Genomic DNA, 25388 nt, shown 5'->3' on the forward strand with positions numbered 1-25388 from the left:
GTCCGGCTCAGGCCCGCACAGCCGGCGTCGGCTCCGCACGGGACGGAATCCCCGGGGCCGTGACCTCCCGCTCGCGCAGGCTGAGCGCCAGCCGCAGCACCGCGACCCACATCAGGGCCGAGCCGAGCATATGGGCCGCCACCAGCACCTCCGGGACGCCGGTGAAGTACTGGAGATAGCCGATGCCGCCCTGGGCCAGCAGGACCAGCAGCAGATCGCGGGCGCGCGCCCGGATGTCGTCGGGGGCGTCCACCACCCGCAGCCCCAGCCACATCGCCACCGCCAGCGCACACACCGCCCAGGCCGCGGCCGCGTGGACGTGCGCGACGTCCGCCCAGTGCCACGGCATGCGCGGGACCTCGCTGCTGTCGCCCGCGTGCTTGCCGGAGCCGGTCACCGCGGTGCCCAGCACGATGAGCGCCACCGAGGCGGCCACGATCGCCCAGGACAGCTGCCGTACGGGTTTCGGCACACGCACCCGCGGCCTGCCGTCGCCCTCGCGGGCGCGCTGCCAGGTGACGACGGCAACCGTGAGCAGACCGTTGGCCAGCAGAAAGTGTCCGGCCACCGTCCATGGATTCAGGCCCGCCAGCACCGTGATGCCGCCGAGCACCGCATTGCCCATCACGATCCAGAACTGCGACCAGGCGAGCCTGCTCAGGCCCCGCCGCCGCGGCTTCACGGACCGCGCCGCGATGATCGTCCAGCCGACGGCCGCCGACAGCACATAGGTGAGCATCCGGTTGCCGAACTCGATCACCCCGTGGATGCCCTGCTCGGGCGTGGTGAACAGCGAGTCGTCCGTGCACTTGGGCCAGGTGTCGCAGCCGAGGCCGGAGCCGGTCAGCCGGACCGCCCCGCCGGTGACGATGATGACGACGCTCATCACGACGGCGGACAGCGCGGCACGCCGGAGCGTCTTCGGGGACGGCGTCCAGCGCTGGGCGATGAAGGCGAGAGGGGTCTGCACGGCCCTCATCGTAAGAGGCGGGCTTGTGCAACCGTTCACGAGGGGTGCGAGTCAGGCCAGTCGGACCATTCCCCCGCCCGACCGGGGCCCGGACCGGACGCGGGTCAAGACCCGGACCGGGGCCCGGACCGGGGCCAGTGCCCGGACCGCTCCGGGGCTACTCCCACCGGAACAGCCGCGCCGCAGCCCCCAGCCCCACGGCCGCCCAGACGGCCAGCACGCCCAGATCGGTCCACGGCAGCGCCGCGCCGTGCTGGAGCACCTCGCGCAGCCCCTCGGAGAGCGCCGAGATCGGCAGCAGTCCGAGCGCCGAGGCGACCGGACCGGGGAACTTTTCCAGCGGCACGATCACCCCGCCGCCGATCAGCAACAGCAGGAACACCAGATTCGCCGCGGCGAGCGTCGCCTCCGCCCTCAGGGTGCCCGCCATCAGCAGACCGAGCCCGGAGAACGCGGCGGTGCCCAGCGCGAGCAGCAGCAGCACGGAGAGCGGATTGCCCTCGGGCGACCAGCCGAGGCCGAAGGCGATGGCCGTCAGCAGGCCGATCTGCAGCAGCTCGGTGGCCAGCACCGACAGCGTCTTGGCACACATCAGCGCCCAGCGCGGGATCGGCGACGCCCCGAGCCGTTTGAGCACCCCGTACCGCCGCTCGAAGCCCGTGGCGATGGCCTGACCGGTGAACGCCGTGGACATCACGGCGAGCGCGAGCACGCCGGGGGTGAGGAAATCCACCGGCTCGCCGCTGCCGGTGTCGACGATGTCGACCGTCGAGAACAGCACGAGGAGCAGGGACGGGATGATGACGGTGAGCAGCAGCTGCTCGCCGTTGCGCAGCAGCATCTTCGTCTCGAAGACGGCCTGCGCGGTGATCATCCTGCCGAGAGGGGCGGCACCCGGCTTTGGTGCGTATGTGCCGACGCTCATCCGCGCAGCTCCTTGCCCGTCAGTTCCAGGCTGTGCTTTTCCGGGGGGCGACCCCCGGACCCCCAGTCGCGTTCGTCGTGGCGCGCCGTCATCCGCGCAGCTCCTTGCCCGTCAGTTCCAGGCTGTGCTTTTCCGGGGGGCGACCCCCGGACCCCCAGTCGCGTTCGTCGTGGCGCGCCGTCATCCGCGCAGCTCCTTGCCCGTCAGTTCCAGGCTGTGCTTTTCCGGGGGGCGACCCCCGGACCCCCAGTCGCGTTCGTCGTGGCGCGCCGTCATCCGCGCAGCTCCTTGCCCGTCAGTTCCAGGCTGTGCTTTTCCGGGGGGCGACCCCCGGACCCCCGGTCGCGTTCGTCGTAGTGCGCCGTCATCCGCGCAGCTCCTTGCCCGTCAGTTCCAGAAACACGTCTTCGAGGGTGTGCCGCTCCACGGAGATGCCGTCCGGCATCACGCCGTGCTGGGCGCACCAGGAGGTCACCGTGGCCAGCAGTTGGGGGCCCACTTCGCCGGTTATCCGGTAGGCGCCGGGCGTCAGCTCGACGGCGGCCGAGCCGTCCGGGAGGGCCTTCAGCAGGGAGCCGAGGTCCAGCCCCGGCCGTCCGGTGAAGCGCAGGGTGTTCTCCGCACCGCCCCGGCACAGCTCCTCCGGGCTGCCCTGGGCGATCACCCGGCCCGTGTCGATGATCGCGACATCGTCCGCAAGCTCCTCGGCCTCGTCCATGAAGTGCGTGGTCAGCACGGTGGAGACGCCGTCGGCGCGCAGTTCCCGCACCAGTTCCCAGGTGGCGCGGCGGGCCTGTGGATCGAGGCCCGCCGTGGGCTCGTCCAGGAAGACCAGCTCGGGGCGGCCGACCACGGCCAGCGCCAGCGCGAGCCGCTGCTGCTGGCCGCCGGACAGCCGCCGGTACGGGGTGCGGCCGCAGGAGCCGAGCCCCAGGCGCTCTATCAGTGCGTCCACATCGAGCGGATGGGCGTGCAGCCGCGCCATGTGCCGCAGCATCTCGTCGGCGCGCGCGCCCGTGTAGACGCCGCCGGACTGGAGCATCACACCGATGCGGGGCCGGAGCTTCGCGGCGTCGGCGACCGGGTCGAGGCCCAGCACCCGCACCGCGCCCGCGTCCGGGCGGCGGTATCCCTCGCACATTTCGACGGTGGTGGTCTTCCCGGCGCCGTTCGGGCCGAGGACCGCGGTGACCGAGCCCGCGCGTACGTCGAGATCGAGGCGGTCCACGGCCGTCTTCGTCCCGTACCGCTTGACCAGACCCCGGATCTCGACGGCGGACTCGCTTCGCATGCCGGGAAGTCTAGGCGGGGCGCGGGGGCCGTCGGGCCATGGGGGCGAAGCTCCGCCGCCCCGCGTACGTCCCCCGTCCGGGCGTGGGCATCAACGGAATCTTCGGTACCGGAAATACCCTGGCGCGGCCGGCGTCCCGTGCCACGCCATTCCGCCGGAATTTCCGGAGTAAGGGCAGGCCACAGCCGATTGTCCGGCTGCTTCAGACCATCCGGAGCCGCCCCTTCCTTAGGTGACCCTTAGTGACGAAGCGCACCGGCTCGCGGAGCAGGCGTTGGTTGTCACGGTCAGAAGAATTACGCAACAATGGCGTTGTGAAAAACGGCGAGAGCGGGCGGGAGACGCCGCAGGAGGAGCTCGCGACCGGGGAGCGCTCGACGCGCAACCGGGTCGCGCGGTCGATCCTGGATCACGGCCCGTCCACAGTGGCCGATCTCGCCGGCCGTCTCGGTCTCACCCAGGCCGCCGTCCGTCGCCATCTCGACGCGCTCGTCGCGGAGAATGTGGTGGAAGCCCGTGAACAGCGGGTCTACGGAACGCGTACACGGGGACGGCCCGCCAAGGTGTTCGCCCTGACCGACTGCGGCCGGGACGCCTTCGACCAGTCGTACGACGAGCTGGCCGTGGACGCCCTCCGCTGGATCGAGCGGACCGCCGGCGAGGAGGCCGTGGCCGCCTTCGCCAGGGACCGCGTCGCGGCACAGGCCGAGGCGTACCGCAGGGCGGTCGACGAGGCCCCGGCCGAGGAGCGGACCCAGGCGCTGGCGAAGGCCTTGAGCGCCGACGGGTACGCTGCCACGGCGCGTAATGCGCCCCACAACCAGCAGGGCGAGCAGCTCTGTCAGCACCACTGCCCGGTCGCCCATGTAGCCGAGCAGTACCCGCAGCTGTGCGAGGCGGAGACCGAGGTCTTCTCCCAACTGCTCGGGACGCATGTGCAGCGACTGGCCACGATCGCCCACGGCGACGGGGTCTGCACCACGTTCATTCCCAAGAAGACTTCATCCACAGCATCTGCAAGCACGGCCGGGAGGAACCCCGCATGACTCTCCCCACGGAGACTGCCCACCCCGAACTCGAGGGTCTGGGCAGGTACGAATTCGGCTGGGCCGACTCCGACGCAGCCGGTTCCGCTGCCAAGCGCGGCCTTTCCGAGGACGTCGTCCGCGACATCTCCGAGAAGAAGAACGAGCCGGAGTGGATGCTGAAGCTGCGGCTCAAGGGTCTGCGGTTGTTCGACAAGAAGCCCATGCCGACGTGGGGCTCGGACCTGTCGGGCATCGACTTCGACAACATCAAGTACTTTGTGCGGTCCACCGAGCAGCAGGCGGCCTCCTGGGAGGAACTGCCGGAGGACATCAAGAACACCTACGACAAGCTCGGCATCCCGGAGGCGGAGAAGCAGCGCCTCGTCGCCGGCGTCGCCGCCCAGTACGAGTCCGAAGTCGTCTACCACCAGATCCGTGAGGACCTGGAGGCGCAGGGCGTCATCTTCCTGGACACCGACACCGCGCTGAAGGAGCACCCGGAGCTCTTCAAGGAGTACTTCGGCACCGTGATCCCGGTGGGTGACAACAAGTTCGCCTCGCTGAACACGGCCGTGTGGTCCGGCGGATCGTTCATCTACGTCCCCAAGGGCGTTCACGTCGACATCCCGCTCCAGGCCTACTTCCGCATCAACACGGAGAACATGGGCCAGTTCGAGCGGACGCTGATCATCGTCGACGAGGACGCCTACGTCCACTACGTCGAGGGCTGCACCGCCCCGATCTACTCCTCGGACTCGCTGCACAGCGCCGTCGTCGAGATCATCGTCAAGAAGGGCGGCCGCTGCCGCTACACGACGATCCAGAACTGGTCGAACAACGTCTACAACCTGGTCACCAAGCGTGCCGTGGCCTACGAGGGCGCGACCATGGAGTGGGTCGACGGCAACATCGGCTCCAAGGTCACCATGAAGTACCCGGCCGTCTACCTGATGGGCGAGCACGCCAAGGGCGAGACCCTCTCCATCGCCTTCGCGGGCGAGGGCCAGCACCAGGACGCGGGCGCGAAGATGGTGCACATGGCCCCGAACACCTCCTCGAACATCGTCTCCAAGTCGGTGGCGCGAGGCGGCGGCCGCACCTCCTACCGCGGACTGATCGAGATCGGCGAGGGCGCCCCGGGCGCCAAGTCCAACGTGCTGTGCGACGCGCTGCTCGTGGACACGATCTCCCGCTCCGACACCTACCCGTACGTCGACGTCCGCGAGGACGACGTGTCCATGGGCCACGAGGCCACCGTCTCCAAGGTCTCCGAGGACCAGCTCTTCTACCTGATGAGCCGGGGCATGAGCGAGGACGAGGCGATGGCGATGATCGTGCGCGGCTTTGTCGAGCCGATCGCCAAGGAGCTGCCCATGGAGTACGCGCTGGAGCTCAACCGGCTGATCGAGCTGCAGATGGAAGGCGCGGTGGGCTAGCCGCCCTCTGCCGTCACTCCCTGACCCCGGGACCCCAGGTCCCATCCGGCTCACCCCATGAGCCTGCGAGCGAGCCGAAGGGCACGCCGATGCCCGCCGGGCACGGCGCCCGGAGGCGACACGCACTATGAATGCAGAAAGTGAGCACTAGGACAGCCATGGCTGAGGCTCAGAACTCCCCCGAGGACCTCCGCAGGACCACGGTCCAGGGGGGACCCCCGCCGGCGGGATCCACCACCGCCGGCTCGATCGCGGTGGCCGCCGAGTCGACCGTCGCCACCCGGATGAGTGCGCCCCCGTCCTTCGACGTGGCGGACTTCCCGGTGCCGCACGGCCGCGAGGAGGAGTGGCGCTTCACCCCGCTCGAGCGGCTGCGCGGGCTGCACGACGGCACGGCCGTCGCGAACGGCGCCGGCGTCAAGGTGGCCGTCGACGCGCCCGACGGCGTCACGGTCGAGGCCGTCGGGCGGGACGACGAGCGGCTCGGCACGGCCGGCACCCCCGTCGACCGCGTCGCCGCCCAGGCGTACAGCTCCTTCGAGCAGGCCTCGGTCGTCACCGTGCCCAAGGAGGCCGTGCTCACCGAGCCGATCCGGATCGCGGTCCACGGCGAGGGCGGCACCGCCTTCGCCCACCAGGTGATCGAGCTCGGCGCCTTCGCCGAGGCCGTCGTGGTCATCGACCACACCGGCGACGCCGTCCTCGCCGCCAATGTCGACTTCGTCCTCGGCGACGGCGCCAAGCTCACCGTCGTCACCGTCCAGGACTGGGACGACAAGGCCGTCCACTGCTCCCAGCACAATGCGCTGATCGGCCGGGACGCCTCCTTCAAGTCGGTCGTCGTCACCTTCGGCGGAGACCTCGTACGGCTGCACCCGCGGGTCGCCTACCAGGGCACCGGCGGCGAGGCGGAGCTCTTCGGCCTGTACTTCACCGACCGGGGCCAGCACCACGAGCACCGGCTGTTCGTCGACCACAACACCCAGCACTGCAAGTCCAACGCGGTCTACAAGGGCGCGCTGCAGGGCGACGACGCACACGCCGTGTGGATCGGCGACGTTCTGATCCAGGCCGCGGCCGAGGGCACGGACACCTATGAGATGAACCGCAACCTCGTCCTGACGGACGGCGCGCGGGTCGACTCGGTGCCCAACCTGGAGATCGAGACCGGCGAGATCGTCGGCGCCGGCCATGCCTCCGCCACCGGCCGCTTCGACGACGAGCAGCTGTTCTACCTGATGGCCCGCGGCATCCCGGAGCAGGAGGCCCGCCGTCTGGTCGTCCGCGGCTTCTTCGCCGAGCTGGTCCAGCAGATCGGCATCGACGACGTCGAGGCGCGGCTGATCGCCAAGATCGAGGAAGAGCTGGAGGCGTCCGTCGCATGACGTACGTACGCGCCTGCGGCCTGAGCGAGCTGGACGAGGACACCCCCAAGCGGGTGGAACTCGAGGGCACGCCGGTCTCGGTCGTCCGCACCGAGGGCGAGGTGTTCGCCATCTACGACGTCTGCTCGCATGCGAACGTCTCCCTCTCCGAGGGCGAAGTGGAGGACTGCCACATCGAATGCTGGCTGCACGGCTCCAGCTTTGACCTCCGCACGGGCAAGCCCGACAGCCTTCCCGCGACGCAGCCCGTCCCCGTATACCCCGTAAAGATCGAAGGGGACGACGTGCTCGTCTCCGTCACCCAGGAGTCCTGAGGCACCCATGGCAACGCTTGAAATCCACGACCTGCACGTCTCCGTCGAAGCGGAGGCCGGCCCCCGCGAGATCCTCAAGGGCGTCGACCTGACCGTCAAGCAGGGCGAGACCCACGCCATCATGGGCCCCAACGGCTCCGGCAAGTCCACGCTCGCCTACTCGCTCGCCGGCCACCCCAAGTACACGATCACCGGCGGCGCCGTCACCCTGGACGGCGAGGACGTCCTGGAAATGAGCGTCGACGAGCGCGCCCGCGCCGGCGTCTTCCTCGCCATGCAGTACCCGGTCGAGGTCCCCGGCGTCTCGGTCTCCAACTTCCTGCGCACCTCCGCCACCGCGATCCGCGGTGAGGCCCCCAAGCTGCGCACCTGGGTCAAGGAGGTCAAGGAGACCATGGAGCGTCTCCACATGGACCCCTCCTTCGCCGAGCGCAACGTCAACGAGGGCTTCTCCGGCGGTGAGAAGAAGCGCCACGAGATCCTCCAGCTGGAACTGCTCAAGCCGAAGATCGCGATCCTCGACGAGACCGACTCGGGTCTGGACGTCGACGCGCTGCGCATCGTCTCCGAGGGCGTCAACCGCGTCCGCGAGACCGGCGAGGTCGGCACCCTGCTGATCACCCACTACACGCGGATCCTGCGCTACATCAAGCCCGACTTCGTGCATGTCTTCGCGAACGGCCGCATCGCCGAGTCCGGCGGCGCGGAGCTCGCGGACAAGCTGGAGGCCGAGGGCTACGAGGCATATGTGAAGGGTGGCGTATCGGCGTGACTGCACCCCGCCAGGGGCTCCCCGGCCTCCTCGACACCGAGGCGATCCGCAAGGACTTCCCGATCCTGGACCGCCGACTCCACGACGGCAAGAAGCTCGTGTACCTGGACAACGCCGCGACGTCCCAGACGCCGCGCCAGGTGCTCGACGTGCTGAGTGAGTACTACGAACAGCACAACGCCAATGTCCACCGCGGCGTGCATGTGCTCGCCGAGGAGGCAACGGCGCTGTACGAAGGCGCCCGCGACAAGGTCGCCGCCTTCATCAACGCACCCAGCCGCGACGAGGTGATCTTCACCAAGAACGCCTCGGAGTCGCTGAACCTCGTGGCGAACATGCTGGGCTGGGCCGACGAGCCGTACCGGGTGGACCGTGAGACCGAGATAGTCATCACGGAGATGGAGCACCACTCCAACATCGTTCCGTGGCAGCTGCTCTCGCAGCGCACCGGAGCAAAGCTGAAGTGGTTTGGCCTCACCGACGACGGCCGGCTCGATCTGTCCGACATCGACGAGATCATCACCGAGAACACGAAGATCGTCTCGTTTGTGCTGGTCTCCAACATCATGGGCACGATCAACCCGGTCGAGGCGATCGTCCGCCGCGCCCAGGAGGTCGGCGCGCTCGTCCTGATCGACGCCTCGCAGGCCGCCCCGCACATGGTGCTGGACGTGCAGGCGCTGCAGGCCGACTTCGTGGCCTTCACCGGGCACAAGATGTGCGGTCCGACCGGCATCGGCGTCCTCTGGGGCCGGCAGGAGCTGCTGGAGGACCTGCCGCCGTTCCTCGGCGGCGGCGAGATGATCGAGACCGTCTCGATGAACTCCTCCACCTATGCGCCCGCGCCGCACAAGTTCGAGGCGGGCACGCCCCCGATCGCCCAGGCCGTCGGCCTCGGCGCGGCCGTGGACTACCTCAGCTCGATCGGCATGGACAAGATCGCCCAGCATGAGCACATCCTGACCGAGTACGCGGTCAAGAGACTGCAGGAGGTCCCCGACCTGCGGATCATCGGCCCGACCACGGCCGAGGACCGGGGCGCGGCGATCTCGTTCACGCTCGGCGACATCCACCCGCACGATGTGGGGCAGGTGCTCGACGAGCAGGGCATCGCGGTCCGCGTCGGCCATCACTGCGCACGGCCGGTCTGCCTGCGGTACGGAATTCCTGCGACCACGCGAGCGTCCTTCTATCTGTACTCCACGCCGGCGGAGGTCGACGCCCTCGTTGACGGGCTGGAGCACGTCCGTAACTTCTTCGGATGAGGGGCTGCTGACCTTGAAGCTGGATTCGATGTACCAGGACGTCATCCTGGACCACTACAAGCACCCGCACGGGCGCGGTCTGCGGGATGGCGACGCCGAGGTGCACCACGTCAATCCGACGTGCGGCGATGAGATCACCCTCCGAGTGAAGTACGACGGTCTGCGCATCGCGGACGTCAGCTACGAGGGCCAGGGCTGCTCCATCAGCCAGGCCAGCGCCTCCGTGCTGAACGAGCTGCTGGTCGGCAAGGAGCTGTCCGAGGCCAGGAAGATCCAGAGCGTCTTTCTGGAGCTGATGCAGTCCAAGGGCCAGATCGAGCCGGACGACGCCATGGAGGAGGTGCTGGAGGACGCGGTGGCCTTCGCCGGCGTCTCCAAGTACCCGGCGCGAGTGAAGTGCGCTCTGCTGAGCTGGATGGCGTGGAAGGACGCGACCGCCCAGGCGCTGGGCGACGGCGCCGACGAGTCCGATGACGCCGACGAGGCTGTGAGGAAGACGGCATGACCGATAACGCAGGGGCCGTGGCGAAGCCGGCCTCGGAGGAAGAAGTCCGCGAGGCGCTGTACGACGTCGTCGACCCCGAGCTGGGTATCGACGTGGTCAATCTGGGCCTGATCTACGGCATCCACATCGACGACTCCAATGTGGCGACGCTGGACATGACCCTGACGTCGGCGGCGTGTCCGCTGACCGATGTGATCGAGGACCAGGCGAAGTCCGCGACGGACGGAATCGTCAACGAGCTGAAGATCAACTGGGTCTGGATGCCGCCGTGGGGCCCCGACAAGATCACGGACGATGGTCGTGAGCAGCTGAGGGCGCTCGGCTTCAACGTGTGACGCGGACACGCGCGACGCGCGCCGCGGCGTGTGGAACGGCCGTGCCCGCCGGACGAACCGTCCGGCGGGCACGGCCGTTTGCGTCGCCCGCCGTCATCCGGCCGGCGCGTGCTGTGCCGCCGCCTGGGCCAGCGCGGGGGCCAGGTTCTCCTTGCGGATGCGCTGGTCGACGTAGAGCAGGCTGTTGACCAGCTGAGGGAAGATCGCTGCGGCGATCTGGCCGATCAGCGAGCCGATGACGAACGTGATCAGGCCGACCGCCATGGCGGCGACGGCCTGGGCCGGTGAGGCGTCGGCGTCCACGACGGAGCCCGGCAGCATCGTCGCAAAGCTGAACGGCAGCTGGATGATGTACGCCGCCGCCGCGGCCATGATCCAGGCCAGCAGTGAGATGCCGAAGATCCGCCACCAGTCGCCGCGCACCAGCTGGGACGAACGCCGCAGTGCCGCGACCGGGCCCTGCCGCTCCATAACCGCCGCCGTCGGGGCGAACAGGAACTTCACCCAGAGCCAGATCGACAGCGGAACGGCGGCGAAGAGCAGCAGCAGCGGCAGCAGCGCCCAGGCGGCGGTCGCGCCGTTCTGCGTTGCCGCGCCCGTCATGAGCAGGCCGATGCCCGTGCCCCACAGGATGAGCGGGACGGCGCAGACGGCCAGGTTCCCCAGCAGGACGGCGCCGAGCACCGCGGGCAGCCGTCCCCAGGCCCGCCGCCAGACCGCGCCGAAGGTGACCCGGCGGCCGATCACGGCGTCCTGGAGCACGGCCGGGCAGGCCGCGGAGAGCAGCGCCTGGGCGAGCACCATCACGGCCACGCCGATGAGCCAGGCGCAGACGAAGGCGACGATGAGCGGACGGATGTCCTCCCACGGCGGGTCCTCGTAGGCCGACGCGTGCACAAGGACGTCGACATGGTCGCTGACCGCGGCGTAGGCGAGCGCGACCACGCCCGCGAAGAGCGCGGCTGCGCCTCCGTAGACCGCAAGGGCCATGCCGAAGAGCTGCTTCCAGCACCGGCCGATCGTCGCGAAAGCACCCCCGTACACATCGCCCATCCCCAGCGGTCTGAGGGGTATCACGCCCGGCTTGGGCGGAGGGGGCGGAGGCGTCCAGCCGGCGCCCCACCCCGGCGGCGGGTCTGCGTAAGGCGGGTTCCCGTAAGCCACTGATGTCTCATCCTCCCCTTGTGCACATGAACGGCACACCGTAGCGCTCGGTGTTCGCCACGGGTTCGCGGGGGTGTCGACCGTTGTATGTACACCCGTACGCATCGATGTGTACGCTTGTACGCATGGGGATGGGATACGGACTGCTCGCCGCGGCGATAGCAGCGGAGGTGGCCGGCACGACGGCCATGAAGTACAGCGACGGCTTCACCCGGCTGTGGCCCTCGCTGCTCACCGTGGCGGGCTACGGACTGGCCTTCGCGCTGCTCGCGCAGACGCTCAGGACGCTGGCAGTCGGGACGGTGTACGCGATCTGGTCGGGGGTGGGCACCGCGGCGGTCGCCGCCATCGGCATGATCTGGCTGGGCGAGTCAGCCGGCCTGGTCAAGATCGCCGGGATCGCGCTGGTGATCGCCGGGGTCGTCGTGCTGAGTCTGGACGGGGCGCACTGATGGGCCGCCGCTACGACCCCGAGCGGAGGCAGCGCATCATCGACGCGGCGATCCGGGTCGTCGGACGCCACGGGATCTCCGGGCTCAGCCACCGAGCGGCCGCGGCCGAGGCGGATGTGCCGCTGGGGTCGACGACGTACCACTTCCGCTCGCTCGACGAACTGCTGGTCGCCGCACTGCGCCAGGCCAACGAGGGCTTCGCCACGGCGGTCCGGGACAGCGGCGCGCTCGCCGACCCCGAGGCCGACGTCGCGACGGAGCTCGCCCGGCTGATGGGGCAGTGGCTCGCCGGCGACCGGGCGGGCGCGGAGCTGGAGTACGAGCTGTACCTGGCGGCCCTGCGCCGGCCGGCTCTGCGCCCCGTCGCCGCGGAATGGTGCCAGGGCGTCGCGGACACCCTGGCCCGCCGCACGGACGCGGTCACGGCGCGGGCGGCCGTGGCGCTGATGGACGGGATCTGTCTGCAGGTGCTGCTGACGGGGGCGGAGTATGACGAGGGGTATGCGCGGGAGGTGCTGGCGCGGGTGCTGCGGGGGTGAGGCGGGGTGAGGCGGGGAGGGGAAGCGGTCCGCCGAGGGCGCCGGGGCCGGCTCTGCGGCGACCGGGAGGTGAGACCGGTTCGCCCCCGAAGCCCGCGGCCGGTTAGGTTCATGGCATGACTGACTCGCCCGACAGCACCACAGTTCCACGCACCACCGGCGCCGTCGCCGCCGGACTCGCGACGATCACCTCCGAGGGCGCCGTCCTCGACACCTGGTTCCCCGCGCCCGCGCTCGTGGAGGAGCCCGGGCCCGCCGGGACCGAGCGGGTTTCGGCCGAGCGGGCCGTCGAGCTGCTCGGGGACGGCGCGGCCAAGGCGATCGGACCCGACCCGCGCCGCGGCGTCGAGGTCGTAGCCGTACGCACCGTCATCGCCTCGCTCGACGACAAGCCGCTGGACGCGCACGACGCCTATCTGCGGCTCCACCTGCTCTCCCACCGGCTGGTGAAGCCGCACGGGCAGAACCTCGACGGCGTCTTCGGGCTCCTCGCCAATGTGGCGTGGACGAGCCTCGGCCCGGTCGCGGTCGACCAGGTCGAGAGCGTCCGGCTCAACGCCCGCGCCGAGGGGCTGCACCTCCAGGTGACCAGCGTCGACAAGTTCCCGCGTATGACGGACTATGTCGCCCCCAAGGGCGTGCGGATCGCCGACGCCGACCGCGTCCGGCTCGGCGCCCACCTCGCCGAGGGCACCACCGTGATGCACGAGGGCTTCGTCAACTTCAACGCGGGCACCCTCGGCACCTCCATGATCGAGGGCCGGATCTCCGCCGGCGTGGTCGTGGGAGACGGCTCCGACATCGGCGGCGGCGCGTCCACCATGGGTACCCTCTCCGGCGGCGGCAACGTCCGGATCGTCATCGGCGAGCGCTGCCTCATCGGCGCCGAGGCGGGCATCGGCATCGCGCTCGGCGACGAGTGCGTCGTCGAGGCCGGTCTGTACGTCACCGCCGGCACCCGGGTCACCATGCCCGACGGCCAGATCGTCAAGGCCCGGGAGCTGTCCGGCGCGAGCAACATCCTCTTCCGCCGCAACTCCGTCACCGGCGCGGTCGAGGCCCGTCCCAACAACGCGGTCTGGGGCGGTCTCAACGACGTGCTGCACAGCAACGACTGAGCCGGCCGGCTGAGCGCCACCCGTTCAGGTGCCTCTGCGTGACCTCGCCCCGCGAAGAGCGGATGAACAGGTCGTACGCAGGGGCACTTGAGGTTTCGAGGATGGAGAGGCACCTATGAGGCTCAGGACGACCGCCGTCGGCACGCTCGCGGTCATCGCATCGCTGGCGCTGCCCGGAGCTGTCGCGCACGCCGACGAGACGCACCAGGACTCGCACAACGGGCCCGTCGTCACCCTCGTCAACACCGGTCAGATCGACGACCCGATGGAGGACGTCCTGGAGCACGCCGCGATTCTGGGCTTCACCTACGTGTTCGACTGAACCAGCGCCTCGTACGCCGCCAGCAGCCCGCCGGTCGCCTCGCGTCCGGCGGGCCGCAGCGGTTCCCGCACCCCGCCCGACGGCAGCCCGAGCGCCCCCAGCAGCGCCTTCGCGGTGACCGTGCCGGGCAGCCCGGCCGCCATCATCAGCTCCGTCAGCGGCAGCGCCAGCGCATGCACCGTCAAGCGGCACCCGCCCGCGCTGTGGCTCAGCGCGGGCGTGTGACGGCGAAGCGGCGGCGGCCCTACGGGCGGAAGCGCAGCACCTGCGGGTCGTGGTCGCTGTTCTGGTCCGCGAACTCCGCGTTGATGTGCACGCTGTCGTAGCTGAAGCGGCGGATGGCCGGGCTGGTCAGAATCTGGTCCAGGACCTGGCTGTTGCCGTCGTACACATACGAGTAGCGCTCGGAGCGCGGCAGGGAGGTGATCGCGGTGCAGAGCACCCCGCCGTCCGTCAGCGTCTTCGTCGTCCCGGAGAACTCGAAGTCGTTGATGTCGCCGACGACCAGCACCCGGGCGCGGCGGTCGGCCTTGAGGAGGTCCTTGACGAAGGTGTTGACCGCCTTCGCCTGGAGGTGGCGCTGTACCTCGGAGGAACGGTTCGGCGGCTGGTGGTGGGAGACCAGCGACTCGTCGCCGCCCTTCGAGGCGAAGTGGTTGGCGATCACGAAGACCGTGCGGCCGCGGAAGGTGAACTCGCCGGCCAGCGGCTTGCGGCTGTTCTCCCAGGCCTCGTTCGCCGGGTCGATCCGGCCGGGGGAGTGGGTCAGCGCGGCCCCGCCGTACTCCTTCGTCACCCCGGTCGAGGTCGTCGCGTCGCCGCCCGCGCGGTCGGTGAAGGAGACCCGCTCCGGGTTGACGAGGAACACCTGGCGGATGTTGCCGCCGGGCTGGCCGCCGTCCTTGTTGTTCTCCGGGTCGATGCCGCGCCATTCGTACGCGGGACCTCCCGCCGCCTTGATCGCGTCCGTGAACTTCCTCAGCGTCTCCTCGGCGCCGACCGTGCCGTCGTTCTTCGGCCCGCTGTCGTCCTGGATCTCCTCCAGGGCGAGGATGTCGGGCGACGCGAGGTTGTTCACCACCCCGGCGGCGAGCGCGTCGAACTTCTCCTGCGGGTCGGACGGATCGAGGTTCTCCACGTTGTACGTGGCGACCGCAAGCTCGCCGCGGTACTGCTTGCGGGTCTTCTCCCGCGTCAGACCGCGGTCGACGACCGTGCCGAGGGTGCGCGCGGCCAGCGTGTAGCCGCCGTACTGGCTGAAGTCCAGCGGGCCCTCGGTCCGGCCCGCCAGCACATCGCCGACGTTCGCCTTGGGGAACGGCTGCTCGGCGGTCGGGGTCAGCGACTGGATCTTCAGCCGCCCGGTGTTCTGGGAGGTGTACGAGCCGTAGACGGTGCCGCCCCGGTGGTTGCGGTGCTCGAACGGGTTGACCGTCACCCACATGTCGGCGTACCGGCTCGTGGCCCCGACGACCCGGGAGGAGCCGACGCGTACGTTCATCCCCTCCAGGGACTCGTAGTAGTCCAGCGCATAGCGGTGGGGCCGAAGCGGCAGGGCGTTGATGCTGCCGTCCGCGTCCGGGTCGCCGGACGGGGCATACGTCCACGGCACCGACCACAGGGAGATCGCGGCGGGGGCGGGCACGGGATTGCCGGAGGAGACGACGGTGACGGCCGGCCTGCTGATTTCGGTCAGCGACTGGTTGCCCGAGGACGTGCCTCCGGGGACGTACTCCGTGACGGTGCCGGAGACCGTCACCCGGTCGCCCACTGCCACGGTCGGCGCGGAGCCGGTGTAGACGAACAGGCCCTCGCTGGTGGCGTCGTCGCCGTCACCCTCGGCGTCCTGGAACCAGAATCCCTTGGAACCGTAGGTCCGTACGCCCGTGACGATGCCCGGGACGTCGGAGACCCGCTGGCCGGCGAGCGGGGATATGCGGGTGGAGCCCTGGATGTCATGGATGCGGACGGCGTCGTCCGAGCCTGCGGCGGAGGCGGGGGAGACGCCGGCGAGCAGACCGGCGGCCAGCGCTGCTGCGACGACGGCCGAGAGCGCGGAGGGTCTCGGCAGGGCGGAGGAAGGCATGCGAACTCCGGTGTGAGGGGTGGTCAGAGAGAAAGAGCGGAGCTGTGCGATGGCTCTACGCGCGTCAATCTCTTGGCTGAGAAGGGTACTTGTCAAGGCTTGACAGATGTATGTGCGATGGCCCGGTGATGAATCGCGCGACGGACGGCGCGGCGAGGGGCCCCGAGTCGGCCGTGCGGCCGTCGCCTGCTCGTGGGGCGAGCGCGGCGAAACGGGCGGCATTGCGTCTACGCTGGGGCTCTCGCAGACCACGCCAGAATCCGTTTCGCGTACGCGCCGAGGAGAACGACCAGATGCCCGAAGACCGCCCCACCCTGCCCCCGGTGCGTCTGCACACGGACGCGGAGCTCGCACGGGACGCGCTCGCCGCGCCGCTGCTCTCCAGGGCCGTACGGCTCGCCCGCTGGGCGGGCCCTGCGACGCGGGTCGGCGCGGGCGGCGAACTGATCGAGGAACAGCTCCCGGCGGCCGCAGCGGAGTTGGGGCTCCCGGCCGACGAGGACGGCGCGGCTGATGCGAGCGAGGCGTGGCGCATCGCGGTCGACACCGGACTCGTCGACGTCTCGGAGCCGGACGAGCAGGCCGAGGGCGAGGAGGCCGAGTACGGCGGGGCCAGCGCCGGGGAGGGCCTGCCGCTCGTCACCTCCGGCGGCCCTCAGGACGTGCTCGCCATCTGGCAGGAGGCGTTCGAGGCCGTCCACGCCGATGCCACCGCGCCCGTCCTGGACGACCTCGAGGACATCGTCGGGGAGGACGGAGCAATCGACCTCTCGGCGCTGGACTGGGACCCGGAGGCGGAGATCGAGTTCCTCGACGGGGTCCTCGGGAACCTGTACCTGCTCACCGTCTCCGGTGGCGGCGCGGCGGCCGAGGAACCGGTGCCGCTGCCCGCACTCGCCGCGTCGATGATCGTGCCCGACGACATGGGCGAGCCCACGGACGACGTCCTGGAGCAGGTGTCCGAGGCGATGATGCGGCTGGACGACCAGTTCCGGATGTTCGAGCCGCTCGGACTCGTCGAGTACCGACCGGTGGACGAGGCGCTGCTGGCCGAGGAAAGTACCGAAGAAGCGGCTGTGGCGCCGCCGTCGGACGAGGAGGACGTGTCCCGGTACGGGCTGGTGCGGCTGACGCCCCTCGGGCTGTACGGCGTCCGGGCCCGGTTGCTGGAGGCCGGGGTCGACGCCCCGGCGGTCGGGGACCTGGCGGACAAGGACGCGGACGCACTGCTGGACGGGCTGGCCCGCTATCCGGAGGTGGCGGCGCGGGCGGAGACGGAGCAGTGGCTGGCGCGGCGCGGGGCAGGGGACGCGGCGGTCGAGCTCCTCGCGGCGGCGAAGGGCGACGACGAGGGCGCTCCCCTGCGCCGGCTCCACTGCCAGCAGGCGCTGACCCTCGTCGGCGCCCAGGCGGAGCCCGCGGTGCGGGCGGTGCTGGACGACCCCGAGCTGGGCGGCCTGGCGCGTGTGTGGCTCGTCGAGCGCGGGGCGACGGATGTGCCGGCCCCGTCCGAGTCGATGATCTTCTGGCTGGCCATTGACACGATCGCCGCGCAGCTGGACGCGGAGGGCGAGCCCCAGGAACTCCAGGAGCTGGTGGAGGGCCTGGTCGGGCGGCACGGCGGGTTCTTCGAGGAGGCGTGGCGGGTGGAGCATCCGGCGACGGCGGAGGTGCTGGAGGCGATGGGGCGGCTGCACGCGGACAAGAAGCTGGCCAAGGAGGCCCGCAAGGCGGCCTTCAAGGCCCGCTCCCGGCAGGCGCCCTGACACCTCGCGGGCCGTCGACGCTCCAGGTCCCGCGGAAAGGCGCGGGAAGCGTACGGGTGCGTGGACGCGTGGGGCGCAATCAGCCGCGAGAAGTGCCGCGATGTCGGGTCTCGTTCAGGCGGTGTTTATACGGGGGCGCAAGGGTGACGCCCGACATCAGCCACGCTGGATGCGTCCCTCAGGAGACCTCGATGCCGCTCACCCGCAGGGAGTTCACCAGACAGTCCGCCCTCACCGGCGCAGGCGTCGCCCTCACCGGCGCCGTCGGCTCGCTCGCCACCGCGCCCGGCGCCCTCGCCGCCGAGGAGGGCGACACCCCCGGCCAGGCCGTCCCCGACGAGGGCGACGGCCACCGCTGCCGCCCCGGCTACGGCCCGCTCCTCCCCGACCCGGAGGGCATCCTCGCGCTGCCTGCCGGCTTCCGCTACCAGATCGTCACGCACAGCGGCGTCACCCGGCTGGAGTCCGGCGAGTTCACGCCCGCCAAGCACGACGGCACTGCCGCCTTCGACGGCCCGCGCGGAGTGACGCTGCTGGTGGTCAACCATGAACTGAAAGGGCCCCGGGCCCGCTGGGAGCACCCCGTGCCGCTCACCGAGGGCCTCGTGTACGACCCGGCCGCGGCCGGCGGCTGCACCGTCGTGGAGACCCGCCGTGACGGCCGTACCGCCGAGTGGGTCGGCATCGCCGGCACCTCCACCAACTGCGCCGGCGGCGGCACCCCCTGGGGCACCTGGCTGACGTGCGAGGAGAACTCCGACCGCGCCGGCGAGAACGGCATGACCAAGGACCACGGCTATGTCTTCGAGGTGGACCCCTACGACCGGCGCGCCAACCGCGACCCCCGGCCCATCAAGGCGTTCGGCCGCTTCGACCACGAGGCCGTGGTCATCGACCCCCGGCGTGGCCACGCCTATCTGACGGAGGACGACTCCAAGCCGAACGGTCTGCTCTACCGCTGGGTCCCGCCGCGCGGCTTCACCCACCGCCGCGGCCGGCTGCGCCACCTCGCCGACGACGCGGGCGTCCTCCAGGCGCCCCGCTGCTTCGACTCGGGCGGCCGGTTCGTCGACGACCTCTCCCGTGCGACCCGCATCGGCACGGTGTACGGGGTCGACTGGATCGACGTCCCCGACCGCGATGCCCGGGAGACCCCCGTCCGCGAGCAGTTCGGGGAGGGCGAGGTGACCCGCGCCCGCAAGCTCGAGGGCATGTGGTGGGGCGACGGCGGGGCGTACTTCGTCTCGTCGTACGCCCGTGACGAGAGCCCCGGCGAGCCGCACGACGGACAGGTCTGGTTCTACAACCCGCGCCGCCGCACGCTCACCCTCAAGGTGCTGCTGGGCGTCAACGCGAGCCCGGACGAGGACGGGGCGTTCGACGGCCCCGACAACATCACCGTCTCCCCGTACGGGGGACTGGTCCTCGCCGAGGACGGCGAGGGCGTGCAGCACCTGTTCGGCGCGACCGACCGCGGCCGCACCTATCCGATAGCCCGCAACGACCTCAACGACAGCGAGTTCGCGGGCGTCGTCTTCTCGCCCGACGGACGCACGCTGTACGCCAGCATCCAGGAGCCCGGCATCCTCCTGGCCGTCACCGGCCCGTGGCGGCGCCACTCGCCCCGCCACTGACGACGGGTACGCGGCCGGCTTGACCATGCCGCGGACGGTGCGGGACTTCACAAACTGGCCCAGTGCGGTCATCTCCCACTCGCCCGAGANGGCCCCCCGCCGCCGGGACAGGCGGCGGGGGGCCGGCCGCACGGGTCACAGGGCCTGCGCGGCCGGCTTGACCATGCCGCGGACGGTGCGGGACTTCACAAACTGGCCCAGTGCGGTCATCTCCCACTCGCCCGAGAACTGCCGGATGAGCTTGGCCATCATCACACCCGTCTGCGGCTCGGCGTTGGTCAGGTCAAAGCGGACCAGCTCCTCGCCGGTCATGGCGTCGATCAGCCGGCAGTACGCCTTGGCGACCTCGGTGAACTTCTGTCCGGAGAAGGAGTTCACCGTGAAGACCAGGCCCGTCGCCTCCGCGGGGAGCCGGCCCAGGTCCACGACGATCACCTCGTCGTCGCCCGCGCCCTCACCCGTGAGATTGTCGCCCGAGTGCTTGACGGACCCGTTCAGGATCGACAGCTTGCCGAAGTAGCAGCTGTCGAGGTGGTTGCGGCTGGGGCCGTAGGCGATGACGGAGGCGTCCAGGTCGATGTCCTTGCCCCGGAAGGCGGGCTCCCAGCCGAGGCCCATCTTGACCTGGGACAGCAGCGGCCGGCCGCCCTTGACCAGGGACACGGTCTGGTTCTTCTGGAGGCTTACCCGCCCCTTGTCCAGATTGATCTTCCCGGCGCCGGGCGCGGCGGGCGCTGCGGCCGCCGCGGCCGGGGGCGTCGAGGGCATCGGCGGGGCGGCCACGCGCGGATCTGCGGCGGCCGGGGCGGCGGCTGCGGGAGGCACTGCCGGGGCGGCGGGCGCTGCGGCCGCCGGCTCCTCGTCGACCGAGACGCCGAAGTCCGTGGCGATGCCGGCCAGCCCGTTCGCATAGCCCTGGCCGACCGCGCGCGCCTTCCACGCGCCGTTGCGCAGATAGATCTCGACGACGACGAGCGCCGTCTCCGCACCCAGCCGCGGGGGAGTGAAGGTGGCCAGCGCCGTCCCGTCGTCGGCGTTGCGGACGGTGGCGGTGGGCTCGATGCCCTGGAAGGTCTGCCCTGCCGCGTCCGGGCTGGCGGTGACGACGATCTTCTCGATGCCGGGCGGCACCGCTGAGGTGTCCACGATGATCGCATCGGGGGCCGTCCCGCCGCCCGAGCGGTAGGTGACACCGGGGCCCGCGGGCTGGTTGTAGAAGATGAAGTCGTCGTCGGAGCGCACCTTGCCGTCGGCGGTGAGCAGCAGGCCCGATACGTCGAGCCGCACCGGAGCGGCGACGTCCACCGCCACACGCACGGCGGAGAGAGGAATGTTCGAGCCGGGGGTCATAGCTGTCATGCCAGGGGTAACGACCGAGGTGGCTTTACCGTTCCATTGCCTTCGCCCTGACGTGTCCCCCCGTCGCCGTCGCCGTCGCCGTCGCCGCCGACCGCCGGCTATGCGCGCCGCCGACCGCGCCCCTGGTTGCGCGGGTGATCGCGGGCCGTGCGCTCGTTGCCGAACCGGTACGCGCCGGTCCAGCGCGCCATCGTCAACTGGGCGTCGCCCGACTCCGCCTGCGCCAGGAACTTCTCCGCCCGCGCTCCGCGCAGCACGGCGGCGGAGCGCCCGCGGTGCTCGATCAGCACGCTGCCGTCGCCGCGCCGGGTGAAGGTGAATCCGGATGGTCTGCTCATCCGCCCATCCTGATGTGTGCGCGGCGGCGTGGCACATGAATATCCTTCACCGTGTGGGTGGAAGCTCCTTCCGTACGGAAGATGTGGACGAGGCGCGGGCGGAGATCGGCGACAAGTTCTACGCGACCTCCATCGACGTGCTCGGACGGGAACGGGCCTTCGCGGCCCGGTTCGACACCGTGCGCCTCGGGGCGCTGACGATGGGCGACTTCTCCTTCGAGGCCGATGTGCGGCTGCGCTTCGGAGACCTGGGCCACTACCACGTCGACGCGCCGCTCTCCGGCTGCCTGGACTGGCGGCAGGGCGAGCGGAGAGCGGCCACCGCGACCGCCGACGAGGGCGTGTTCTTCGACCCGGCGGGCAAGGTGCTGCTGGACCGCTGGAGACGCGACTGCCGGCTGCTCGCAGTCAAGATCGACCCCCATGAGCTGCGCGGCCATATGGAGCGGCTGCTCGGCCGCACCCTGCCCGCCCCGCCGCAGTTCGCTCCGCGGATCGACCTCTCCACCGCCGCCGGGCGCGGCTGGGTGCGGCTGGTGCAGAGGACGGTCGAGGAAGCAGCCCGGGACGACTCGCTGCTGCGGCGGCAACTCGTGGCCGCCCCCCTGCAGGAAGCGCTGCTCAACGGCCTGCTGCTGGCCGCCGACCATCCCTACCGGGACGAGCTGGAGCGTCCGCCGCCCGCCTTGCGGCCCGCACCGGTCAAGCGGGCCGTGGACGCCATCCAGGAACGCCCCGAACATCCCTTCAGCACCGCGGAACTCGCCCAGATCGCCCAGGTCAGCGCCCGCTGGCTGCAGGAGGCCTTCCGCAGATACGTCGGGATGTCGCCGATGGCCTATCTGCGGGACGTGCGCCTGACGCGGGTGCGGGAGGAACTGCGGCGGGGCGATCCCGCCGAACTGAGCGTGAGCGATGCCGCCTGGCGCTGGGGCTTCGGACACACGGGGCGGTTCGCCGCCCAGTACCGGGCGAGGTTCGGCGAGGCGCCCTCCCAGACGCTCCGGGAACGCTGACCGGGGCCCGCGTACGGTCGGGTGCGTTTTCCGGACTGACCGTGCGCGGAACGGACCGGCATCGGGAGCAAACGCTTCTAGGGTCCTGACCACGGGTGAGTGGCGTCGGCGCTACTCACCCTCGCCCCTCACCGCCCACTCGCCCGTGCGAGTGGGCGGTTCGGCGCGCGGATCCGCACCCGGCGGGCCCGGGGCGCCCTCGGGCAGCGTTGGCGGCGACCCGTCGCCGGCGAGGACAGCGGACACCACCGCGATCTGCAGCGGAGCGGCGGGGACGTCGAACTGCCCGATGCCCGTCTGCGTCTCGTCAGCGGGGCGAGACATAGCCCGACTCATAAGCGGCGATCACCGCCTGGGTGCGGTCCCGCGCGCCGGTCTTCGCCAGGACCGCCGCCACATGCGTCTTCGTCGTCGCCGGACCCACCCCCATCCGCCCGGCGATCTCCGCGTTCGTCAGGCCCGTCGCCATCAGCCGCAGCACCTGGGCCTCCCGCTCTGTCAGCCGTGCCGCCCACGCAGGCGGGGACGGCGCGGGGCCGCGTGTGTGCTCCGCGGCCAGCGACCGCAGCGCCGACGGAAAGAGCAGAGAGTCGCTGCGGGACACCAGCCGCACGGTCTGGACCAACTCCTCGGCCGCGGCCCGTTTGAGCAGAAAGCCCGCCGCACCCGCGCGCAGCGCGTCGTACACATAGGAGTCGTTCTCGAACGTGGTCACCACCACGATCCGCGGCGGTCCGTCCGTGAGCCCGGCCAGGATCTGCTCCGTGGCCCGGATGCCGTCGATCTCGGGCATCCGCACATCCATCAGCACCACGTCGGGCCGCAGTTCGCGCACCACGGAGACGGCTTCGGCACCCGTCGCCGCCTCCCCGACGACCCGGAGGTCGTCCTCGGCGTCGAGGATGACGCGCAGCGCGGTGCGGACCATGCGTTCGTCGTCGGCGAGGACGATCCTGACCTGCGGCTGCTCGCTCATCGTTGGTGTCCTTCCAGCGGACTCCTGAGGGGACTCCTCAGTGGACTCCTCAGCGGTCTTCGCAGGGGCAGCACGGCCGACAGCCGCCAGACGCCCTGCCGCGGGCCGGCCTCGGCGTGACCGCCGAGCAGCGAGGCACGCTCGGCGACGCCGCGCAGCCCGCGGCCGCCTCCCGGGCGCACCGGGCCGGGCCGCCCCGGCAGCGGATTCTCCATCGTGATCACCAGTTTCTCGTCGCCCACCAGGACCGAAAGGGCCGCCGGAGCGGCCTCCGCGGGTCCGCCCGCGTGGCGCAGGACATTGCTCAGGCCCTCCTGGACGATGCGGTACGCCTCGCGGGAGACGGCCGGCGGGACGGCGGCCGGATCGCCCCCGGACGTCAGGGACACGCGTACCCCGCTGCGGGCGAGCAGCCCGTCGAGGGCGTCGAGCCCCGGCCCGGTCAGATCGCCGGCCGGGTCGGCGCCGCCGTCCTCGCCGTGCCGCAACAGGCCCAGCACACAGTCCAGTTCGCCCACGGTACGCCGCGCGGTGTCCTCGATCGCCGCCAGCGCCTCCCGTACGAACTCCACATCGCCGGGCGCGTCGCTGCCCAGCACCCGGCGCGCCGCACCCGCCTGGAGGGTGACCGCGCTCAGCGCATGGCCCACCGAGTCATGCAGCTCCCTGGCCAGCCGGTTGCGTTCGGCCAGTTCGGCCGCGCGCCGCTCGGCGGAGGCCAGCCGGTCCTCCGGGGTGGGGCCGAGCAGCAGCGGCGCCACACGGGCCAGCAGCGCCCCGGCGGCAGCCGACCACGCCGCGAGCGCCAGCAGCATGGCGACCCCCGCGAGCGGGGCGAGAACCCGGGCGGCCGGCTGCGCCAGGAACCCGGGGGCCCCGAGCCAGTCCCGCACCGACCCCGAGAACGGCACGATCATCACCGAGACGGCGAACGGAGGAAGCGCGAGCGACGCCCCGCTGATCAGCGCGCCGACCCCGAAGTGCAGCGTGCACCAGGCCGAAGTGCGCAGCCGCGCGGCCCGTGTGCGCGCGAGCCCCGCCGCGCCGTCCACGAACCGCTCCGGAGGCACCCCGCACAGGGGCCGGGCGAGGGCCACGGACAGCGGTCGGGCGACCGGGGCGAGGGCGGTGACCGCGACGAGCGGCAGGGCCGCGGCATACGCGCCGAACTGCAGGGCGACAGAGTTGTCGAGGAAGCCTTCCGCGCCGCTGAGCGGGCCGACGAACACGGCCGCGAGCAGCCAGTACGGCATCAACAGCGCGCCGCCGAGGACCAGATGGACCCACCGCAGCCTGGCCCGCCTTCCGAGCAGCGCGGCCAGCGCTCCGCACAGGGCGCTCACGCCGTGCCGCGCCGCCGCAGCAGCGTGGCGATGCCGCATGCGAACAGGGCGCCGGAGACCATCTCCACAGCGTAGGCGAGGGACGGCAGCGCCGACACGCCACCGGTCCCGTCCGACACGGGCAGCAGCGCCACGAGCGTGAGGCAGCCGCCCCAGGCGCCGAGCGCCGCCGACCCCGTCCAGGCCGCGGCCAGGGCCGTGCGCACCCGCGTGCCCGGGAAGCGGCGGAACGCCAGCGACACCGCCCCGCCGAGGGCGAGGGCCGCGAACAGCACGCGGACGGCTTCCAGCACCCGGAAGCCCGCGGTCCCGGTCCCGGACGAGGCCGTCTCCGCGGGCAGCCCCACGTCGGCCCCCAGCGCCCACATCACATGAAGGACCGCGGGGCCGAGCGCGGCCAGGGCCCCGGCCGCGACGGCCGCACGCATGAACGGCCCGGTCGCCGCGGACGGCAGGTCCCATATCCGGCCGCGCCACACCCGGCTCCAGCGTGCCCGCGCGTACAGCACGAAGAGCCCCCCGAGGGCGAGGCCCTGGGCGATGAAGCCCCCGTAGACGACTGCGAACACCCAGGAATCGAGGAAGGCCGCCTCGGACGCCTCCTCCACGCTCGTCGACCCGCCGAGAGCGGCGACGGCGAGCTGGAGCGGAAAACCCACCATGATCGGGGCCAGCAGCCCCGTGGCGACCCAGATGGGCGCCGCGAGCAGCCAGGCCCGGACGCGCAGCCCCCACGGCCGGGTGAGCAGCAGCGCCAGAAGCACGACACAGGCGTCCATCAGGAGCGTGACGCCATTGGCGACGATCATCGTGCCCCGGTGCTCCAGCAGGACGCTGCCTTCGGGGATGCCGATCCGGCTCCCGGCGATCCATGCGGCCTTGAGCGTGATGTACGGGACGCAGGCGGCGATCGCGACGGCCCGCAGCGCGGCGGGCAGCCGGCACGCCGCGCCGGGGGCCTCCGGCGCGGTGGCGAACGTGGTCGGTGTCATGCCTCCACGCTCCCCGGCCCGACCCCGGCGCACCTCGTGCGCCGCGACGATCTCCCT

Annotated in this window: 26 protein-coding genes and 1 pseudogene; 15 read left to right on the forward strand and 12 right to left on the reverse strand. The window is 71.3% G+C overall.

Going from position 1 to position 25388, the window contains the following annotated elements; all coding sequences use genetic code 11:
* Positions 1-7: 7 nt before the first annotated feature.
* The 3 genes from QCN29_RS16280 to QCN29_RS16290 form a co-directional block, all read right to left on the reverse strand.
* Complete coding sequence (locus tag QCN29_RS16280; RefSeq protein ID WP_279928809.1) at positions 8-979, reverse strand: COX15/CtaA family protein; 972 nt, start codon at positions 977-979, stop codon at positions 8-10.
* 148 nt (positions 980-1127) lie between these two features.
* Positions 1128-1895 (reverse strand): ABC transporter permease, encoded by a 768-nt coding sequence (locus tag QCN29_RS16285; protein WP_279928811.1) that lies wholly within the window; start codon positions 1893-1895, stop codon positions 1128-1130.
* Between the two features lie 364 nt (positions 1896-2259).
* Positions 2260-3186 (reverse strand): ABC transporter ATP-binding protein, encoded by a 927-nt coding sequence (locus QCN29_RS16290; RefSeq protein ID WP_240135863.1) that lies wholly within the window; start codon positions 3184-3186, stop codon positions 2260-2262.
* 314 nt (positions 3187-3500) lie between these two features.
* Between QCN29_RS16290 and QCN29_RS16295 the strand changes: the two genes are divergently transcribed.
* The 8 genes from QCN29_RS16295 (at position 3501) to QCN29_RS16330 (ending at position 10226) form a co-directional block, all read left to right on the forward strand.
* On the forward strand, positions 3501-4232 hold the full coding sequence (locus tag QCN29_RS16295; protein ID WP_279928813.1) for a helix-turn-helix transcriptional regulator: 732 nt from the start codon (positions 3501-3503) through the stop codon (positions 4230-4232).
* Positions 4229-5650 carry a Fe-S cluster assembly protein SufB gene (sufB, locus tag QCN29_RS16300; RefSeq protein WP_240135861.1) on the forward strand — a complete coding sequence of 474 codons (1422 nt, stop codon included), beginning with the start codon at positions 4229-4231 and terminating at the stop codon, positions 5648-5650. Before QCN29_RS16295 ends, sufB begins: the two co-directional genes overlap by 4 nt.
* A gap of 158 nt (positions 5651-5808) precedes the next feature.
* Positions 5809-7035 (forward strand): Fe-S cluster assembly protein SufD, encoded by a 1227-nt coding sequence (gene sufD, locus QCN29_RS16305; protein ID WP_398859266.1) that lies wholly within the window; start codon positions 5809-5811, stop codon positions 7033-7035.
* Positions 7032-7349 (forward strand): non-heme iron oxygenase ferredoxin subunit, encoded by a 318-nt coding sequence (locus tag QCN29_RS16310; RefSeq protein ID WP_240135860.1) that lies wholly within the window; start codon positions 7032-7034, stop codon positions 7347-7349. The genes sufD and QCN29_RS16310 overlap by 4 nt, the downstream gene beginning before the upstream one ends.
* A 7-nt stretch (positions 7350-7356) precedes the next feature.
* On the forward strand, positions 7357-8121 hold the full coding sequence (gene sufC, locus QCN29_RS16315; RefSeq protein WP_279928816.1) for a Fe-S cluster assembly ATPase SufC: 765 nt from the start codon (positions 7357-7359) through the stop codon (positions 8119-8121).
* On the forward strand, positions 8118-9386 hold the full coding sequence (locus tag QCN29_RS16320; RefSeq protein ID WP_240135858.1) for a cysteine desulfurase: 1269 nt from the start codon (positions 8118-8120) through the stop codon (positions 9384-9386). Before sufC ends, QCN29_RS16320 begins: the two co-directional genes overlap by 4 nt.
* A gap of 13 nt (positions 9387-9399) precedes the next feature.
* Positions 9400-9891, forward strand: coding sequence for a Fe-S cluster assembly sulfur transfer protein SufU (sufU, locus tag QCN29_RS16325; RefSeq protein ID WP_240135857.1), 492 nt, complete (start codon positions 9400-9402; stop codon positions 9889-9891).
* The gene (locus QCN29_RS16330) at positions 9888-10226 is read left to right on the forward strand and encodes a metal-sulfur cluster assembly factor (protein ID WP_279928817.1); all 339 of its coding nucleotides are present in this window, start codon (positions 9888-9890) and stop codon (positions 10224-10226) included. The genes sufU and QCN29_RS16330 overlap by 4 nt, the downstream gene beginning before the upstream one ends.
* Positions 10227-10319: 93 nt before the next feature.
* Here the strand turns inward: QCN29_RS16330 and QCN29_RS16335 are convergent, their stop codons facing one another.
* A complete protein-coding gene (locus QCN29_RS16335) occupies positions 10320-11279 on the reverse strand; it encodes a DUF7847 domain-containing protein (protein WP_279928818.1) in 960 nt (319 codons plus the stop codon).
* Between the two features lie 242 nt (positions 11280-11521).
* On the opposite strand from QCN29_RS16335, the gene QCN29_RS16340 reads away from it, so the two are divergent.
* From QCN29_RS16340 to QCN29_RS16355, 4 genes are all read left to right on the forward strand, one after another.
* Positions 11522-11842, forward strand: coding sequence for a DMT family transporter (locus QCN29_RS16340; protein WP_450169498.1), 321 nt, complete (start codon positions 11522-11524; stop codon positions 11840-11842).
* Positions 11842-12381, forward strand: coding sequence for a TetR/AcrR family transcriptional regulator (locus QCN29_RS16345; protein ID WP_279928819.1), 540 nt, complete (start codon positions 11842-11844; stop codon positions 12379-12381). The genes QCN29_RS16340 and QCN29_RS16345 overlap by 1 nt, the downstream gene beginning before the upstream one ends.
* 116 nt (positions 12382-12497) lie before the next feature.
* Entirely contained in the window at positions 12498-13499 is a 1002-nt protein-coding gene (gene dapD / locus QCN29_RS16350) for a 2,3,4,5-tetrahydropyridine-2,6-dicarboxylate N-succinyltransferase (protein WP_279928821.1), read from the forward strand.
* A gap of 115 nt (positions 13500-13614) precedes the next feature.
* Entirely contained in the window at positions 13615-13821 is a 207-nt protein-coding gene (locus tag QCN29_RS16355) for a hypothetical protein (protein ID WP_240135851.1), read from the forward strand.
* On the opposite strand, the pseudogene QCN29_RS16360 reads toward QCN29_RS16355, so the two are convergent.
* Both QCN29_RS16360 and QCN29_RS16365 read right to left on the reverse strand, forming a co-directional pair.
* Positions 13806-13988 (reverse strand): annotated as a pseudogene (locus QCN29_RS16360) (4-hydroxy-tetrahydrodipicolinate synthase); the annotation flags it as partial. The gene QCN29_RS16355 and the pseudogene QCN29_RS16360 sit on opposite strands and share 16 nt — an antisense overlap.
* A gap of 77 nt (positions 13989-14065) precedes the next feature.
* The gene (locus QCN29_RS16365) at positions 14066-15907 is read right to left on the reverse strand and encodes an endonuclease/exonuclease/phosphatase family protein (protein WP_279928823.1); all 1842 of its coding nucleotides are present in this window, start codon (positions 15905-15907) and stop codon (positions 14066-14068) included.
* A gap of 293 nt (positions 15908-16200) precedes the next feature.
* On the opposite strand from QCN29_RS16365, the gene QCN29_RS16370 reads away from it, so the two are divergent.
* The gene (locus tag QCN29_RS16370) at positions 16201-17673 is read left to right on the forward strand and encodes a hypothetical protein (protein WP_279928825.1); all 1473 of its coding nucleotides are present in this window, start codon (positions 16201-16203) and stop codon (positions 17671-17673) included.
* Positions 17674-17864: 191 nt separating this feature from the next.
* Entirely contained in the window at positions 17865-19307 is a 1443-nt protein-coding gene (locus tag QCN29_RS16375; RefSeq protein WP_279928826.1) for an alkaline phosphatase PhoX, read from the forward strand.
* 135 nt (positions 19308-19442) lie between these two features.
* Here QCN29_RS16375 and QCN29_RS16380 read toward each other — a convergent pair whose 3' ends face one another.
* Both QCN29_RS16380 and QCN29_RS16385 read right to left on the reverse strand, forming a co-directional pair.
* Positions 19443-20657, reverse strand: a complete 1215-nt coding sequence (locus QCN29_RS16380) for a TerD family protein (RefSeq protein ID WP_279928939.1) — start codon at positions 20655-20657, stop codon at positions 19443-19445.
* A gap of 107 nt (positions 20658-20764) precedes the next feature.
* On the reverse strand, positions 20765-21004 hold the full coding sequence (locus tag QCN29_RS16385) for a hypothetical protein (protein ID WP_279928827.1): 240 nt from the start codon (positions 21002-21004) through the stop codon (positions 20765-20767).
* Positions 21005-21057: 53 nt separating this feature from the next.
* Here QCN29_RS16385 and QCN29_RS16390 point away from each other — a divergent pair, with 53 nt between their 5' ends.
* Positions 21058-22020: an AraC family transcriptional regulator gene (locus QCN29_RS16390; RefSeq protein ID WP_279928828.1), complete on the forward strand. Its 963-nt coding sequence runs from the start codon at positions 21058-21060 to the stop codon at positions 22018-22020.
* A gap of 111 nt (positions 22021-22131) precedes the next feature.
* On the opposite strand, the gene QCN29_RS16395 is transcribed toward QCN29_RS16390, so the two are convergent.
* From QCN29_RS16395 to QCN29_RS16410, 4 genes are read right to left on the reverse strand one after another with little or no spacing between them, the layout of a single operon-like run.
* Positions 22132-22344: a hypothetical protein gene (locus tag QCN29_RS16395; RefSeq protein WP_279928830.1), complete on the reverse strand. Its 213-nt coding sequence runs from the start codon at positions 22342-22344 to the stop codon at positions 22132-22134.
* Positions 22328-22996, reverse strand: a complete 669-nt coding sequence (locus tag QCN29_RS16400) for a response regulator transcription factor (RefSeq protein ID WP_279928832.1) — start codon at positions 22994-22996, stop codon at positions 22328-22330. Before QCN29_RS16400 ends, QCN29_RS16395 begins: the two co-directional genes overlap by 17 nt.
* Positions 22993-24378, reverse strand: coding sequence for a sensor histidine kinase (locus tag QCN29_RS16405; protein ID WP_279928833.1), 1386 nt, complete (start codon positions 24376-24378; stop codon positions 22993-22995). Before QCN29_RS16405 ends, QCN29_RS16400 begins: the two co-directional genes overlap by 4 nt.
* Complete coding sequence (locus tag QCN29_RS16410; RefSeq protein WP_279928835.1) at positions 24336-25331, reverse strand: hypothetical protein; 996 nt, start codon at positions 25329-25331, stop codon at positions 24336-24338. Before QCN29_RS16410 ends, QCN29_RS16405 begins: the two co-directional genes overlap by 43 nt.
* Positions 25332-25388: the final 57 nt, after the last annotated feature.

It is taken from the genome of Streptomyces chengmaiensis, assembly GCF_029846775.1.
Classification (GTDB): Bacteria; Actinomycetota; Actinomycetes; order Streptomycetales; family Streptomycetaceae; genus Streptomyces; species Streptomyces chengmaiensis.